This is a genomic window from Pseudomonas sp. 1121_17, assembly GCF_052850745.1.
This window is the reverse complement of the sequence record NZ_VXCX01000001.1, coordinates 509,046-523,651: the sequence shown is the minus strand read 5'-3', so window position 1 is coordinate 523,651 and position 14,606 is coordinate 509,046. Positions and strand designations below refer to the sequence as shown.

General features: G+C 62.7%; 10 protein-coding genes. 5 read left to right on the top strand and 5 right to left on the bottom strand.

All coding sequences use genetic code 11. The annotated features are described in order from the left end of the window. The first annotated feature begins 179 nt into the window (after positions 1-179). A complete protein-coding gene (gene acnB / locus FW789_RS02430; protein WP_103437945.1) occupies positions 180-2,789 on the top strand; it encodes a bifunctional aconitate hydratase 2/2-methylisocitrate dehydratase in 2,610 nt (869 codons plus the stop codon). A 120-nt stretch (positions 2,790-2,909) separates the two neighbouring features. Here the strand turns inward: acnB and prpF are convergent, their stop codons facing one another. From prpF to FW789_RS02405, 5 genes are all read right to left on the bottom strand, one after another. Continuing rightward, the gene (prpF, locus tag FW789_RS02425; RefSeq protein ID WP_446430830.1) at positions 2,910-4,097 is read right to left on the bottom strand and encodes a 2-methylaconitate cis-trans isomerase PrpF; all 1,188 of its coding nucleotides are present in this window, start codon (positions 4,095-4,097) and stop codon (positions 2,910-2,912) included. Positions 4,098-4,152: 55 nt separating this feature from the next. Further along, positions 4,153-6,741, bottom strand: a complete 2,589-nt coding sequence (gene acnD, locus FW789_RS02420) for a Fe/S-dependent 2-methylisocitrate dehydratase AcnD (protein WP_411562835.1) — start codon at positions 6,739-6,741, stop codon at positions 4,153-4,155. Positions 6,742-6,896: 155 nt separating this feature from the next. Further along, positions 6,897-8,024: a bifunctional 2-methylcitrate synthase/citrate synthase gene (gene prpC / locus FW789_RS02415; RefSeq protein WP_186699379.1), complete on the bottom strand. Its 1,128-nt coding sequence runs from the start codon at positions 8,022-8,024 to the stop codon at positions 6,897-6,899. 66 nt (positions 8,025-8,090) lie between these two features. After that, on the bottom strand, positions 8,091-8,981 hold the full coding sequence (gene prpB, locus FW789_RS02410) for a methylisocitrate lyase (RefSeq protein ID WP_103437949.1): 891 nt from the start codon (positions 8,979-8,981) through the stop codon (positions 8,091-8,093). Then, complete coding sequence (locus FW789_RS02405; RefSeq protein WP_103437950.1) at positions 8,978-9,694, bottom strand: GntR family transcriptional regulator; 717 nt, start codon at positions 9,692-9,694, stop codon at positions 8,978-8,980. The genes prpB and FW789_RS02405 overlap by 4 nt, the downstream gene beginning before the upstream one ends. 306 nt (positions 9,695-10,000) lie before the next feature. Between FW789_RS02405 and rloA the strand changes: the two genes are divergently transcribed. From rloA to pabB, 4 genes are all read left to right on the top strand, one after another. Continuing rightward, positions 10,001-10,537, top strand: a complete 537-nt coding sequence (gene rloA, locus FW789_RS02400) for a retropepsin-like aspartic peptidase RloA (protein ID WP_103437951.1) — start codon at positions 10,001-10,003, stop codon at positions 10,535-10,537. Between the two features lie 5 nt (positions 10,538-10,542). Next, on the top strand, positions 10,543-12,078 hold the full coding sequence (rloB, locus tag FW789_RS02395; RefSeq protein ID WP_103437952.1) for an osmotic stress tolerance membrane protein RloB: 1,536 nt from the start codon (positions 10,543-10,545) through the stop codon (positions 12,076-12,078). Then, positions 12,078-13,061, top strand: coding sequence for an alpha-L-glutamate ligase-like protein (locus FW789_RS02390; RefSeq protein WP_103437953.1), 984 nt, complete (start codon positions 12,078-12,080; stop codon positions 13,059-13,061). The genes rloB and FW789_RS02390 overlap by 1 nt, the downstream gene beginning before the upstream one ends. Before the next feature lie 132 nt (positions 13,062-13,193). After that, positions 13,194-14,537, top strand: a complete 1,344-nt coding sequence (pabB, locus tag FW789_RS02385) for an aminodeoxychorismate synthase component I (protein ID WP_103438813.1) — start codon at positions 13,194-13,196, stop codon at positions 14,535-14,537. Positions 14,538-14,606: the final 69 nt, after the last annotated feature.

Below are 14,606 nucleotides of genomic sequence, written 5' to 3'. Positions count from 1 at the left end.
CCGCGCCAACCCCTCATCAGCGCTCCGTTCTACAGGCGTAAAACTTTGAAAACAGCTTCTGCAAGGATTTTCCGCACGCCTGGCTAGGCGGCTCACAAAGCCGTATTGCGCATGGCTGCGCCAAATCCTGGATGAGCGTCCCGGACTCCCTTTAGGGACCACTGATGAGGGTAATAACTGTGCTTGAAGCCTACCGCAAACATATCGAAGAGCGTAAAGCCCTGGGCATCGTGCCCCAGCCGCTGAACGCCGAACAGACTGCAGGCCTGGTCGAACTGTTGAAAAACCCGCCAGCCGGCGAAGAAGCCTTCCTCGTTGACCTGATCACCAACCGCGTACCACCAGGCGTTGACGAAGCTGCATACGTCAAGGCCGGTTTCCTCTCGGCCATCGCCAAGGGCGAAGCCACTTCGCCACTGCTGGACCGCAAGCATGCCACCGAACTGCTCGGCACCATGCAGGGCGGCTACAACATCGAGACTCTGGTCGCGCTGCTGGACGACGCCGAACTGGCTGCCGTCGCGGCCGAACAGCTCAAGCACACCCTGCTGATGTTCGATGCCTTCCATGACGTCGCTGAAAAAGCCAAGGCGGGCAACGCCCACGCCAAGGCTGTGCTCGACTCCTGGGCGAATGGCGAATGGTTCACCAAGCGTCCTGCGATCGCCGAGAAGTACACCCTGACCGTGTTCAAGGTGCCTGGCGAAACCAACACCGACGACCTCTCCCCTGCCCCGGATGCCTGGTCGCGCCCTGATATCCCGCTGCACGCCCTGGCCATGCTGAAAATGGCCCGTGACGGCATCGAGCCTGAGCAACCAGGTTCGGTCGGTCCGCTCAAGCAGATCGAAGCCATGCGCGCCAAAGGCTTCCCGGTCGCCTACGTCGGTGACGTGGTCGGTACCGGTTCGTCGCGTAAATCGGCAACCAACTCGGTACTGTGGTTCTTCGGTGACGACATCCCCAACGTGCCGAACAAGCGCGCTGGCGGTTTCTGCTTCGGCACCAAGATCGCTCCGATCTTCTACAACACCATGGAAGACGCCGGCGCCCTGCCAATCGAATTCGACTGCAGCAACCTGGCCATGGGCGATGTCATCGACGTGTACCCGTACAAGGGTGAAGTACGCCGTCACGAAAGCGACGAGCTGGTCACCACCTTCGAACTCAAGACGCCAGTCCTGCTCGACGAAGTCCGTGCTGGCGGCCGTATCCCGCTGATCGTTGGCCGTGGCTTGACCGACAAGGCGCGCACTGAGCTGGGCATGGGTCCAACCGACCTGTTCAAGCTGCCGGACGCACCGGTCGATACTGGCAAGGGCTTCACCCTGGCGCAGAAAATGGTTGGCCGTGCCTGCGGCATGCCAGAAGGCCAGGGCGTCCGTCCAGGCGCCTATTGTGAACCGAAGATGACCACCGTGGGCTCGCAAGACACCACCGGCCCGATGACCCGCGACGAGCTCAAAGACCTCGCTTGCCTGGGCTTCTCGGCTGACCTGGTCATGCAGTCGTTCTGCCACACTGCGGCTTACCCGAAGCCAATCGACGTCACCACCCACCACACCCTGCCGGATTTCATCCGCACCCGTGGCGGCGTGTCGCTGCGTCCTGGCGACGGCATCATCCACAGCTGGCTGAACCGCATGCTGCTGCCTGACACCGTCGGCACCGGCGGCGACTCGCACACCCGCTTCCCGATCGGCATCTCGTTCCCAGCCGGTTCCGGCCTGGTCGCCTTCGCCGCTGCCACCGGCGTGATGCCGCTGGACATGCCAGAGTCGATCCTGGTTCGCTTCAAGGGCAAGCTGCAGCCTGGCATTACCCTGCGTGACCTGGTCCATGCGATCCCGTACTACGCCATTCAGCAAGGCCTGCTGACCGTCGAGAAGAAGGGCAAGATCAACGCCTTCTCGGGTCGCATCCTGGAAATCGAAGGCCTCGACGAGCTGACTGTCGAGCAAGCGTTCGAGTTGTCCGACGCTTCCGCCGAGCGCTCTGCTGCTGGCTGCACCATCAAGCTGCCGGAAAAAGCGGTTGCCGAATACTTGCAGTCGAACATCACCCTGCTGCGCTGGATGATCAGCGAAGGCTACGGCGATGCGCGGACCATGGAGCGCCGTGCGCAAGCCATGGAAGCCTGGCTGGCCGACCCGCAGCTGCTGGCTGCCGACGCCGATGCCGAATACGCCGAGATCATCGAAATCGACCTGGCCGACGTCAAAGAGCCTGTGCTCTGCGCGCCGAACGACCCAGACGACGCCCGCCTGCTGTCTTCGGTACAGGGCGAGAAGATCGACGAAGTGTTCATCGGCTCGTGCATGACCAACATTGGTCACTTCCGCGCTGCTGGCAAGCTGCTGGAGAAGGTCAAGGGCGGTATTCCGACCCGTCTGTGGCTGGCTCCGCCAACCAAGATGGACGCTCACCAGCTGACCGAAGAAGGCTACTACGGCATCTACGGCAAAGCTGGCGCGCGCATGGAAATGCCAGGTTGCTCGCTGTGCATGGGTAACCAGGCACGCGTGCAGACCGGTTCGACCGTGGTTTCCACGTCGACCCGTAACTTCCCTAACCGTCTGGGCGATGCCACCAACGTCTACCTGGCTTCGGCCGAGCTGGCAGCTGTGGCTTCGATCATCGGCAAGCTGCCGACCATCGAAGAGTACATGCAGTACGCCAAAGACATCGACAGCATGGCTGCCGACGTCTACCGCTACCTGAGCTTCGACCAGATCGCCGAGTTCCGTGATGCTGCGGAAAGCGCCAAGATCCCGGCTGTTCAGGTCTGATACCTGCAACAAGCGCCTAGCGCGGTAAAAAAGAAGCCCCGGCAGTGATGCCGGGGCTTCTTTTTATGCGGTGCTTTTGTTGCCGTTCAGCTTGGGCGAAGCCGCTGCACAGCGATGTGGCTAGAAGCTGTCCGCCGGCACCCGCACCCACCCTTCCATCAGCACCCGCGCACTGCGGCTCATGATGGCCTTGGTCACGGTCCACTGGCCGTCTACCTGGCGCGCCTCGGCGCCGACGCGCAATGTCCCGGACGGATGCCCAAAGCACACCGCCGTGCGCTCACCACCGCCGGCGGCCATATTGACCAGCGTCCCAGGAATGGCGGCGGCGGTGCCGATGGCGACTGCTGCTGTACCCATCATGGCGTGGTGCAGTTTACCCATCGACAACGCGCGCACCAGCAGGTCGATATCTGCCGCCGCGACCGCTTTGCCACTGGACGCAGCATAAGCAGCAGGTGCCGCGACGAAGGCCACCTTGGGCGTGTGCTGACGTTCGCGGGCCTGCTCGAGGTTGCTGATCAAGCCCATGCGCAGTGCGCCATAGGCACGAATGGTCTCGAAGCGCGCCAGCGCTTGCGGGTCAGCATTGATCGCATCCTGCAATTCGGTACCGCTGTAACCGAGGTCTTGCGCATTGAGGAAAATGGTTGGGATGCCGGCGTTGATCAGAGTCGCTTTGAACGTGCCAACCCCTGGCACTTCCAGGTCATCAATCAGGTTACCGGTGGGAAACATCGCCCCACCGCCTTCATCATCGGCGGCCGGCTCGACGAACTCCAGTTGCACTTCGGCAGCAGGGAACGTCACCCCGTCCAGCTCGAAGTCACCGGTCTCCTGCACTTCGCCGTTGCTGATCGGCACATGGGCAATGATGGTCTTACTGATGTTGGCCTGCCAGATACGCACCGTGGCAGTGCCGTTGTGCGGGATGCGCGCCGGGTCGACCAAGCCGCTGCTGATAGCGAACGAGCCGACCGCTGCCGAGAGGTTACCGCAGTTGCCGCTCCAGTCGACAAACGCCTTGTCGATGGCGACCTGGCCGAACAGGTAGTCAACGTCGTGCTCAGGCTTGGTAGTGGTCGAGACGATCACCGCCTTGCTGGTACTCGACGTGCCGCCGCCCATGCCGTCGGTCTGCTTGCCGTATGGGTCGGGGCTGCCGATCACGCGCAGCATCAGCGCGTCCCGGCCAGGCCCGGGCTGGCGAGCGCGTTCAGGCAGGTCTTGCAGCGAGAAAAACACGCCCTTGCTGGTACCACCGCGCAAGTAGGTGGCCGGGATCTTGATTTGTGCTGGATGGGTCATGGCTCAGTCCTGGCTGTGTAGGGGGATGCAAAAGGGCCGCAGAGCGGCCCTTCGGTCAGACAGTGGCTTCGAGGAAATCCTGGGCAAAGCGCTGCAGTACCCCGCCCGCTTCGTAGATCGAGACTTCTTCAGCGGTATCCAGGCGGCAGGTCACCGGTACCTCGAGGCGCTCGCCGTTGCGGCGGGTGACCACCAGGGTGAGGGTCGCCCGCGGGGTGCGCCGACCGAGCACGTCGTAGCTTTCGCTGCCATCGAGGCCGAGGGTGTTGCGGTCGGTGCCGGCCTGGAACTCCAGCGGCAACACCCCCATACCGACCAGATTGGTGCGGTGAATGCGCTCGAAGCCTTCGGCAACGATCGCCTCGACCCCGGCCAGGCGCACGCCCTTGGCGGCCCAGTCGCGTGACGAGCCTTGGCCGTAATCCGCACCGGCAACGATGATCAGCGGCTGCTTGCGCTGCATGTAGGTTTCGATCGCTTCCCACATGCGCACCACCTGCCCTTCCGGCTCAAGCCGCGCCAGCGAACCCTGCTGCACGCTGCCATCGGCCTTGCGCACCATTTCGTTGAACAGCTTGGGGTTGGCAAAGGTGGCGCGCTGGGCTGTCAGGTGATCGCCGCGGTGGGTTGCGTAGGAATTGAAGTCTTCCTCGGGCAGGCCCATCTTCGCCAGGTATTCACCGGCGGCGCTGTCGAGCATGATCGCATTCGACGGCGACAGGTGATCGGTGGTGATGTTGTCCGGCAGCACCGCCAGCGGGCGCATGCCGCGCAGGCTGCGCTCACCGGCCAGGGCGCCTTCCCAGTACGGCGGGCGACGGATGTAGGTGCTCATCGGACGCCAGTCGTACAGCGGCGGGACCTTGGGCCCAGTGTCTTCTTCGATGGCGAACATCGGGATGTACACACTGCGGAACTGCTCGGGCTTGACCGCTGCACCGACTACGGCGTCGATCTCGGCATCGCTGGGCCAGATGTCCTTGAGGCGGATTTCCTTGCCGTCGACCACGCCCAGCACATCCTTCTCGATATCGAAGCGGATGGTCCCGGCAATGGCGTAGGCCACCACCAGCGGCGGCGAAGCGAGGAACGCCTGCTTGGCGTACGGGTGGATGCGCCCGTCGAAGTTGCGGTTGCCCGACAACACCGCGGTGGCGTACAGGTCGCGGTCGATGATCTCCTGCTGGATAACCGGATCGAGCGCGCCAGACATGCCGTTGCAGGTGGTGCAGGCGAAGGCGACGATGCCAAAGCCCAGTTGCTCCAGCTCATGTTCGAGCCCGGCTTCCTGCAGGTACAGCTTGACCGCCTTGGAACCCGGCGCCAGCGACGACTTGACCCACGGCTTGCGGGTCAGCCCAAGGCGGTTGGCGTTGCGGGCGATCAAGCCAGCGGCGATCACGTTACGCGGGTTGCTGGTGTTGGTGCAGCTGGTGATGGCGGCGATGATCACGGCGCCGTCCGGCATCTGCCCAGGCACATCCTGCCAGGCCCCGGCGATGCCTTTGGCGGCCAGCTCGCTGGTGGCCACGCGGGCATGCGGGTTGGATGGCCCGGCCATGTTGCGCACCACGCTCGACAGGTCGAAGCTGAGGACACGCTCGTAAACAGCGTCGACCAGGCTGTCGGCCCAGAGGCCGGCGACCTTGGCGTAGTTCTCGACCAGTTGCACCTGCTGCTCTTCGCGGCCGGTCAGGCGCAGGTAGTCGATGGTCTGCTGGTCGATGGCGAACATCGCCGCAGTAGCACCGTATTCCGGAGCCATGTTGGAGATGGTGGCGCGGTCGCCCAGGGTCAGCGCGCGGGCGCCCTCACCGTAGAACTCCAGATAGGCGCCGACCACCTTCTGCTTGCGCAGAAACTCGGTCAGAGCCAGGACCAGGTCGGTGGCGGTGATGTTCGGCTGCAGGCGGCCGGTCAGCTCGACGCCGACGATTTCCGGCAGGCGCATCCACGAGGCGCGACCGAGCATGACGTTCTCGGCTTCAAGGCCACCCACACCAATCGCGATGACGCCCAGTGCATCGACATGCGGGGTGTGGCTGTCGGTGCCGACGCAGGTGTCCGGGTAGGCTACGCCGCGCTCGCTGTGGATCACCGGCGACATCTTCTCCAGGTTGATCTGGTGCATGATGCCGTTGCCGGGCTGAATCACATCAACGTTCTTGAAGGCTTTCTTGGTCCAGTTGATGAAATGAAAGCGGTCTTCGTTGCGCCGGTCTTCGATGGCGCGGTTGCGCTCGAAAGCCTGCGGATCGTAGCCACCACACTCGACGGCCAGGGAGTGGTCGACGATCAACTGCACGGGCACTACCGGGTTGACCTGGGCCGGGTCGCCGCCCTTGTCGGCGATCGCGTCGCGCAGGCCTGCCAGGTCGACCAGGGCGGTCTGGCCAAGAATGTCGTGGCACACCACCCGCGCCGGGAACCAGGGGAAGTCGAGATCGCGCTTGCGTTCGATCAACTGCTCCAGCGAGGCATTGAGGGTGGCTGGATCACAGCGGCGCACGAGGTTTTCGGCCAGTACGCGGGAGGTGTATGGCAGGCCTGCGTAGGCGCCGGGCTTGATCGCCTCGACCGCTGCGCGGGCATCGAAATAGTCCAGGCCGGAGCCTGGCAGTGCCTTGCGGAAGGTGCTGTTCATATAGTTATCAGGCTCACGGTATTGGTTGGTAAAGCTGGGGGCGCTGCACGCCCCTTTCGCGACGCAAGGCCGCTCCTACAAAAGCACCGCAGTCCACTCCAGGAGCGGCCTTGTGTCGCGATAGGGCTGCAGAGCAGCCCCCGACACCCGCAGCCTCAACGCTGCTCTATTGGCACATACTCACGCTGCTCGACCCCGACATACTCCGCACTCGGGCGAATGATCCGGTTGTTGGCACGCTGCTCGAACACATGCGCCGCCCAGCCGGTCAGCCGCGAGCAGACGAAGATGGGTGTAAACAGCTCGGTCGGAATGCCCATGAAGTGATACGCCGAGGCATGGTAGAAGTCGGCGTTGGGGAACAGCTTCTTCTGCTCCCACATGGTCTTGTCGATCGCTTCGGAAACCGGATACAGCACGGTGTCACCGGCTTCATCAGCGAGCTGTTTGGCCCAGCCCTTGATCACCTCGTTGCGCGGGTCGGACTCTTTGTAGATCGCGTGGCCAAAGCCCATGATCTTGTCTTTACGCTCGAGCATCTGCAGCAGCTCGGCGGTCGCTTCCTGCGGGCTCTGGAAGCGCTCGATCAAGGCCATCGCCGCTTCGTTGGCGCCGCCATGCAGTGGGCCGCGCAGCGAGCCGATCGCCGCGGTAACGCACGAATACAGGTCAGACAAGGTCGAGGCACAGACCCGGGCGGTAAAGGTCGAGGCGTTGAACTCATGCTCGGCGTACAGAATCAGCGAGACGTTCATCACCTTCACATGCAGTTCGCTCGGCTTCTTGCCGTGCAGCAGTTGCAGGAAGTGCCCGCCGAGGGTGTCTTCATCGCTGTTGCAGGCGATGCGCACGCCATGGTGGCTGAAGCGGTACCAGTAGCACATGATCGCCGGGAACAGCGCCAGCAGGCGATCGGTCTTGTCCTGTTGGGTGTCGAAGGTCAGCTCCGGCTCAAGCGTGCCGAGCATCGAGCAGCCGGTGCGCATGACGTCCATCGGGTGGGTATCACGGGGAATGCGCTCAAGCACTTCCTTGAGCGCCTGGGGTAGATCACGCAAGCCCTTGAGCTTGCGCTTGTAGTCGTTGACTTCGGCTTTGCTGGGCAGCTCGCCGTACAGCAGCAGGTAGGCGACCTCTTCGAATTCGGCATGCTTTGCCAGGTCACGCACGTCATAACCACGGTAGGTCAAGCCGGCACCGGCCTGGCCAACGGTCGACAGCGCGGTCTGGCCGGCCACCTGGCCACGCAGGCCTGCGCCACTGAGTACTTTTGCTTCGGCCATGGGGCTTCTCCTTTATTGAACTTGTTATGGAATTGCTGGCTAATCCGAGCGACTGCTAACTGAGTGTCAGCCTTTTTTCTGGGCAAACAGCGCATCGAGGCTCTGCTCGAAGGCGTGGTAGCCGATGGCATCGTAGAGCTCCATGCGAGTCTGCATGGTGTCGATGACGTTTTGCTGAGTGCCGTCGCGGCGCAGTGCGGTGTAGACATTTTCCGCCGCTTTGTTCATGGCGCGAAACGCCGACAGCGGGTACAGCACCAGCGACACGTCGACGGCTGCCAGTTGTTCGGTGGTGTACAGCGGAGTCGCGCCGAACTCGGTGATGTTGGCCAGGATTGGCGCCTGCACGCGCTCGGCAAAGGTCTTGTACATTGCCAGTTCAGTGATCGCCTCGGGGAAGATCATGTCGGCCCCCGCCTCGACACAGGCGGCGGCGCGGTCCAGCGCGGCGTTGAGGCCTTCCACTGCCAGCGCGTCAGTGCGCGCCATGATCACGAAGCTGTCGTCCAGACGCGCATCGACGGCGGCTTTGATCCGGTCGACCATCTCCTGCTGGGTGACGATCTCCTTGTTAGGTCGGTGGCCGCAACGCTTGGCGCCAACCTGGTCTTCGATATGAATGGCCGCCGCGCCGAACTTGTTCATCGAACGCACGGTGCGCGCCACGTTGAATGCCGAAGCGCCAAAGCCAGTGTCGACATCCACCAGCAACGGCAGGTCGCAGACGTCGGTGATGCGCCGCACGTCGGTGAGCACGTCATCCAGACCGGTGATACCCAGGTCTGGCAGGCCAAGCGAGCCGGCGGCGACGCCGCCACCGGACAGGTAGATGGCCTTGAACCCGGCGCGTTTGGCCAGCAACGCGTGGTTGGCGTTGATCGCGCCGACCACCTGCAAAGGATGTTCAGCGGCAACCGCGTCGCGGAAACGTTGGCCTGGCGTGCTCTTCACAGTCATGACTCACCTCGTGGGCTGTTGTTGTCTGCGCCTTCATAGTGGCGCGCGATATTGCGTTTGGACGCGCCGATATGGCGGCGCATCAGCAGTTCGGCCAGCTCGCCGTCGCGGTCGGCAATCGCATCGAGGATGCGGTGATGCTCGGCGAAGGCCTGATGCGGGCGGTTAGGCGTGGCGGAAAACTGGATGCGGTACATGCGCACCAGCTGGTACAGCTCGCCGCAGAGCATCTGCACCAGGGTCTGGTTGCCGCTGCCCTGAATGATGCGGTAGTGGAAGTCGTAGTCACCTTCCTGCTGGTAGTAGCCCACCCCGGCCTGGAACGCGGCATCGCGCTCGTGGGTGTCGAGCACCCGGCGCAGTTCGTCGATCTCGGCCGCACTCATGCGCTCGGCGGCCAGCCGACAGGCCATGCCCTCGAGCGATTCGCGGATCTCGTACAGTTCGATCAGTTCAGCGTGGCTCAGCGATACCACGCGAGCGCCAACATGCGGCACCCGCACCAGCAAGCGCTGGCCTTCGAGGCGATGGATAGCCTCACGCAATGGGCCCCGGCTGATGCCGTAGGTGCGCGCCAGCTCCGGCTCGGAGATCTTGCTGCCTGGAGCGATTTCGCCTTTGACGATGGCAGCCTGGATACGCCGGAAGACGTTTTCCGAAAGCGTCTCGCTTTCTTCCACTATGTTCGGCGGGGCTTGGCTGAGCTCCAGCATATTGTCGACACCTTGAACTTCAATAGCCACAAAACTAGCTAAACAGGGGTGAATAGTCAAAGCCAAAATGTACATTGTCGACAATCGTCTAACGGCGAACTTAAAGCGCGCCAGCACTGTCAGATTGCGACGCGCTGGCGTCAAGACGTCGCCGTGGTAGAATGCCGCGCTTCCCTGAGGGGGCATCAACAGTCCGCCTGTCGTCGTATGTCATTTGTGTAGTCATTTGTATAAGTGTCGACAGATCAAAAGGATGCTTGGCCAGTCGCCTTGCCCTGAACCCAGCACAGCACCGCGCCAGGATTTATGAGACTTACACCCGTTCTATTGTTGTTCTGCCTTGCCCTGCTGCCGACCTTCGGCCACGCAGCCGAGAAGACCGTGTACGGTCTGAACGAGTACGCCCACTTGAATGACCTCGACCTCGAGGTTGCGGCCAAGCTCGATACCGGCGCCAAGACAGCCTCGCTGAGTGCCCGTGATATCAAGCGTTTCAAGCGCAACGGCGAGAGCTGGGTGCGCTTCTACCTGGCCATCGATACCGCTCATTCGCACCCGATCGAGCGGCCGCTGGCCCGGGTCAGCAAGATCAAGCGGCGTGCCGGTGATTACAATGCCGACGAAGGCAAGGCCTACACCGCCCGCCCGGTCATCGAATTGAACATTTGCATGGGCCGTGCCCTGCGCACTATCGAAGTCAACCTAACCGATCGCAGCACGTTCCAGTTCCCGCTGCTGATCGGCTCCGAGGCCTTGAAAGACTTCGACGCGCTGGTCGACCCCAGCCTCAAATACGCGGCCGGCAAACCTGCCTGTGCCACCGACGCTCCCAAAGCAGAGTAATCCCGATGCGCTCTCTCACCCTTCACCTCAAAGTCCTCATCACCGTGCTGGTGTTGCTGGGCGTGGCGGTCACGGCCTATCAGATCTTCTTCCTCGGCATCCCGATGACCGAAGACGAAACCGACGACTTGTGGAACATCGACGCCAAGGTCGAGTTCGTCGCCAGTGCCAAGGATCCAGTCAAGGTGCAGATGTTCGTGCCGCCGCTGAGCCGCGATTACGTCAGCCTCAACGAGAGCTTCATCTCCAACAACTACGGCGTCAGCGTCAACCGCGCCGATGGCAACCGCAAGGTGACCTGGTCGGCGCGCCGCGCCAATGGCAATCAGACCCTGTACTACCGCCTGGTGCTGACCAAGCGCTACAGCAACGAGAAGATCGCCATCAAAGGCCCGACCTTCCGTGACAGCAAAGCTGTCGAGGGGCCTGAGAAGATTGCCGCCGAAGCGTTGATGGCGCCGATTCGTCAGCACTCGGCCGACGTCGAAACCTTTGTCGGTGAAACCATCAAGCGGGTCAACAACCTCAACGACGACAACGTCAAGCTGCTGTTGGCCGGCGACACCTCGGCCATGAACAAGGCCAAGGTCATCGACCTGCTGCTGTCCATCGCACACGTACCGATGGAAAAGGTCCACACCATTCGCCTGATTGCCGACACCCCGCAATCGCCTGAACTGTGGCTGCGCAGCTTCAACGGCAACGACTGGCTGTACTTCAACCCGGACACCGGCGAGCAAGGCCTGCCCAGCGATCGCCTGCTGTGGTGGACCGGCGATGACAACCTGATCACCGTCGATGGCGGCAAGAAGGCCAACGTCACCTTCAGCATGAACAACAGCGAGATGAATGCCATCCGCCTGGCCAAGCTGACCGACGAAAACACCGACGCCGACTTCCTCGAATACTCGCTGTACAGCCTGCCGCTGCAAACCCAGCAGACCTTCATGATCATGGTCATGATCCCGATTGGCGTGCTGGTGATCCTGGTGCTGCGCAACCTGATCGGCATCCAGACCCTGGGTACTTTTACCCCGGTGCTGATCGCCCTGGCCTTCCGCGAGACTCAGCTGGGCTTCGGCATCATCCTGTTTACCGTGATTACCGCGCTGGGCCTGTCGTTGCGCTCATACCTTGAGCACCTCAAGTTGCAGATGCTGCCGCGACTGTCGGTGGTGCTGACCTTTGTCGTGGTATTGATCGCTGCCATCAGCCTGTTCAGCCACAAACTGGGCCTTGAGCGCGGCCTGTCGGTGGCGCTGTTCCCGATGGTGATTTTGACCATGACCATCGAACGCCTGTCGATCACCTGGGAAGAACGTGGCGGTGGCCATGCCATGAAAGTTGCCATCGGCACCCTGTTCGCCGCCTCGCTGGCGCACCTGCTGATGATGGTGCCGGAGCTGGTGTACTTCGTCTTCACCTTCCCTGCAGTGCTGTTGATTCTGGTGGGCTTCATGCTGGCGATGGGTCGCTACCGCGGCTACCGCCTGACCGAGCTGGTGCGCTTCAAGGCATTCCTGAAGAAGGCTGACGCCTGATGTTCGGACTGATCAAGACGTGGAAAGCCCTGGAGGCCCGGGGCATCATGGGTATCAATCGGCGCAACGCGGACTACGTCCTCAAGTACAACAAGCGCAGCCTGTACCCGATCGTCGACGACAAGATCATTACCAAGGAGCGCGCCATCGCAGCCGGCATCCATGTGCCGGAAATGTATGGCGTGATCGAGACCGAAAAGCAGATCGACAAGCTGCACGAGATCATCGGCGGGCGTAGTGACTTCGTCATCAAGCCGGCCCAGGGCGCCGGCGGTGACGGCATTCTGGTCATCGCCGACCGCTTCGAGGACCGCTACCGCACGGTGTCGGGCAAGATCATCAGCCACGAGGAAATCGAACACCAGGTGTCGAGCATCCTCACCGGCCTGTACTCGCTTGGCGGCCACCGTGACCGGGCGCTGATCGAGTACCGGGTAACGCCGGACCAGATCTTCAAGAGCATCAGCTATGAAGGTGTGCCGGACATCCGCATCATCGTCCTGATGGGCTACCCGGTGATGGCCATGCTGCGCCTGCCTACCCGCCAGTCGGGCGGCAAGGCCAACCTGCACCAGGGCGCTATCGGCGTCGGTGTCGACCTCGCCACCGGCGTCACCTTGCGTGGTACCTGGCTGAACAACATCATCAGCAAGCACCCGGACACCACAAACTCGGTAGACGGCGTGCAACTGCCCAACTGGGACGGCTTCATGAAGCTCGCCGCCGGCTGCTACGAGCTGTGCGGGCTGGGTTACATCGGCGTGGACATGGTGCTGGATCAGGACAAGGGGCCGTTGATTCTCGAGCTCAACGCCCGCCCTGGCCTGAACATCCAGATCGCCAACGACTGCGGCCTGACCCAGCGCACCCATGCCATCGAAGCGCATATCGAAGCGCTGGCCAAAGACGGCATCAGCGAAGATGCCGAGCAACGCGTGCGGGTTGCGCAAAGCCTGTTTGGCCACGTCCCTTCGCACAACTGAAAAGTGCCTGCGCGTGGGGCTGCGAGCAGCTCCACTGCGCTATCCCGGCGGCGGATGTCGCAGCCGGGACTAGGCCGCTTGGCATCAGCAGCCTACAATCGCCTCCTCGTTTTTTCAGCGCTGTTCATTCGCATGCCGACCTGTACGCTTCACCCCCTGCCCTATCAGGCCGACCCGGCCGTGTGGTTCGCTCGCCTGCGCCAGGCGCCGGGCGCGATCCTGCTGGACAGCGCCCGCCCCGGCGCGGAACGTGGCCGCTTCGACCTGCTAAGCGCCTGGCCAGTCGAGCAGCTGCAAACCCAAGCCGATGAAGATGGCCGGGCGTATCTGCAACGGCTGCGCGCCAGCCTCAGCCGGCTAGGCCGCGCCGAGCTGCCGGACGGCGTCGAATTGCCCTTCGCTGGCGGCCTGATCGGCTACCTCAGCTATGATTTTGGCCGCCGCCTCGAGCAGCTACCGAACCAGGCTCGCGACGACCTCGGCCTGGCTGACGCGCAACTGGGTTCGTACGCCTGGGCCTTGGTCAGCGATCACCTGCTGGGCACCAGCCAACTGGTGTTTCATCCAAGCCTTGCGCCAGGCGAGCAGCAGCGGCTGATCGCGCTGTTCAGCACCGCGGCCGAGGCCGCGCCCGGCACCTTCAGCCTGCTCGCGCCGATGCGCGGCGATCTGCAGCCCGACGACTATCGCCAGGCGTTTGATCGCGTGCAGCAGTACATCAAAGCCGGCGACTGCTACCAGATCAACCTGACCCAACGTTTTCGTGCGCCCTGCCAGGGCGACCCGTGGGCGGCTTATCAGGCGCTGCGCAAGGCTTGCCCTACGCCGTTCTCTGGCTACCAGCAGTTGGCGGATGGCAGCGCCATGCTGAGCTTCTCGCCGGAACGGTTTGTGCGAGTGAGCCAGGGCGAAGTGGAAACCCGCCCGATCAAGGGCACCCGGCCGCGCTCCAGCGACCCGACAGAAGACGCACGCAACGCCGCCGAGCTGCTTGCCAGCAGCAAGGACCGCTCAGAGAATCTGATGATCGTCGACTTGCTGCGCAACGACCTGGGGCGCACCTGCGAGACCGGCACGGTCAAGGTACCCGAGCTGTTCAGCCTGGAGAGCTACCCCAACGTACACCACCTGGTCAGCAGCATCACGGGCCGCCTGGCCGCAGGCAAGGACTCGCTCGACCTGCTCGGCGATAGCTTCCCTGGCGGCTCGATCACTGGTGCACCGAAGATCCGCGCCATGCAGATCATCGACGAACTGGAACCCACCCGCCGCGCACTGTACTGCGGCTCGCTGCTGTACATCGATGTACGCGGCGAAATGGACAGCTCGATCGCCATTCGCAGCGTGCTGATCAAGGATGGTCAGGCCTGCTGCTGGGGCGGCGGCGCGGTGGTGGCAGACTCGCACTGGGAGGCGGAATACGAAGAATCGATCGCCAAGGTGCGGGTATTGCTGCAGACCCTGCAAAGGCTCTGAGCAGCGGCGCGGGGCATCACAAGCGGTTAGTCCTGCCAATTTTTGTTACCATTTGCAGACTACGAGCGC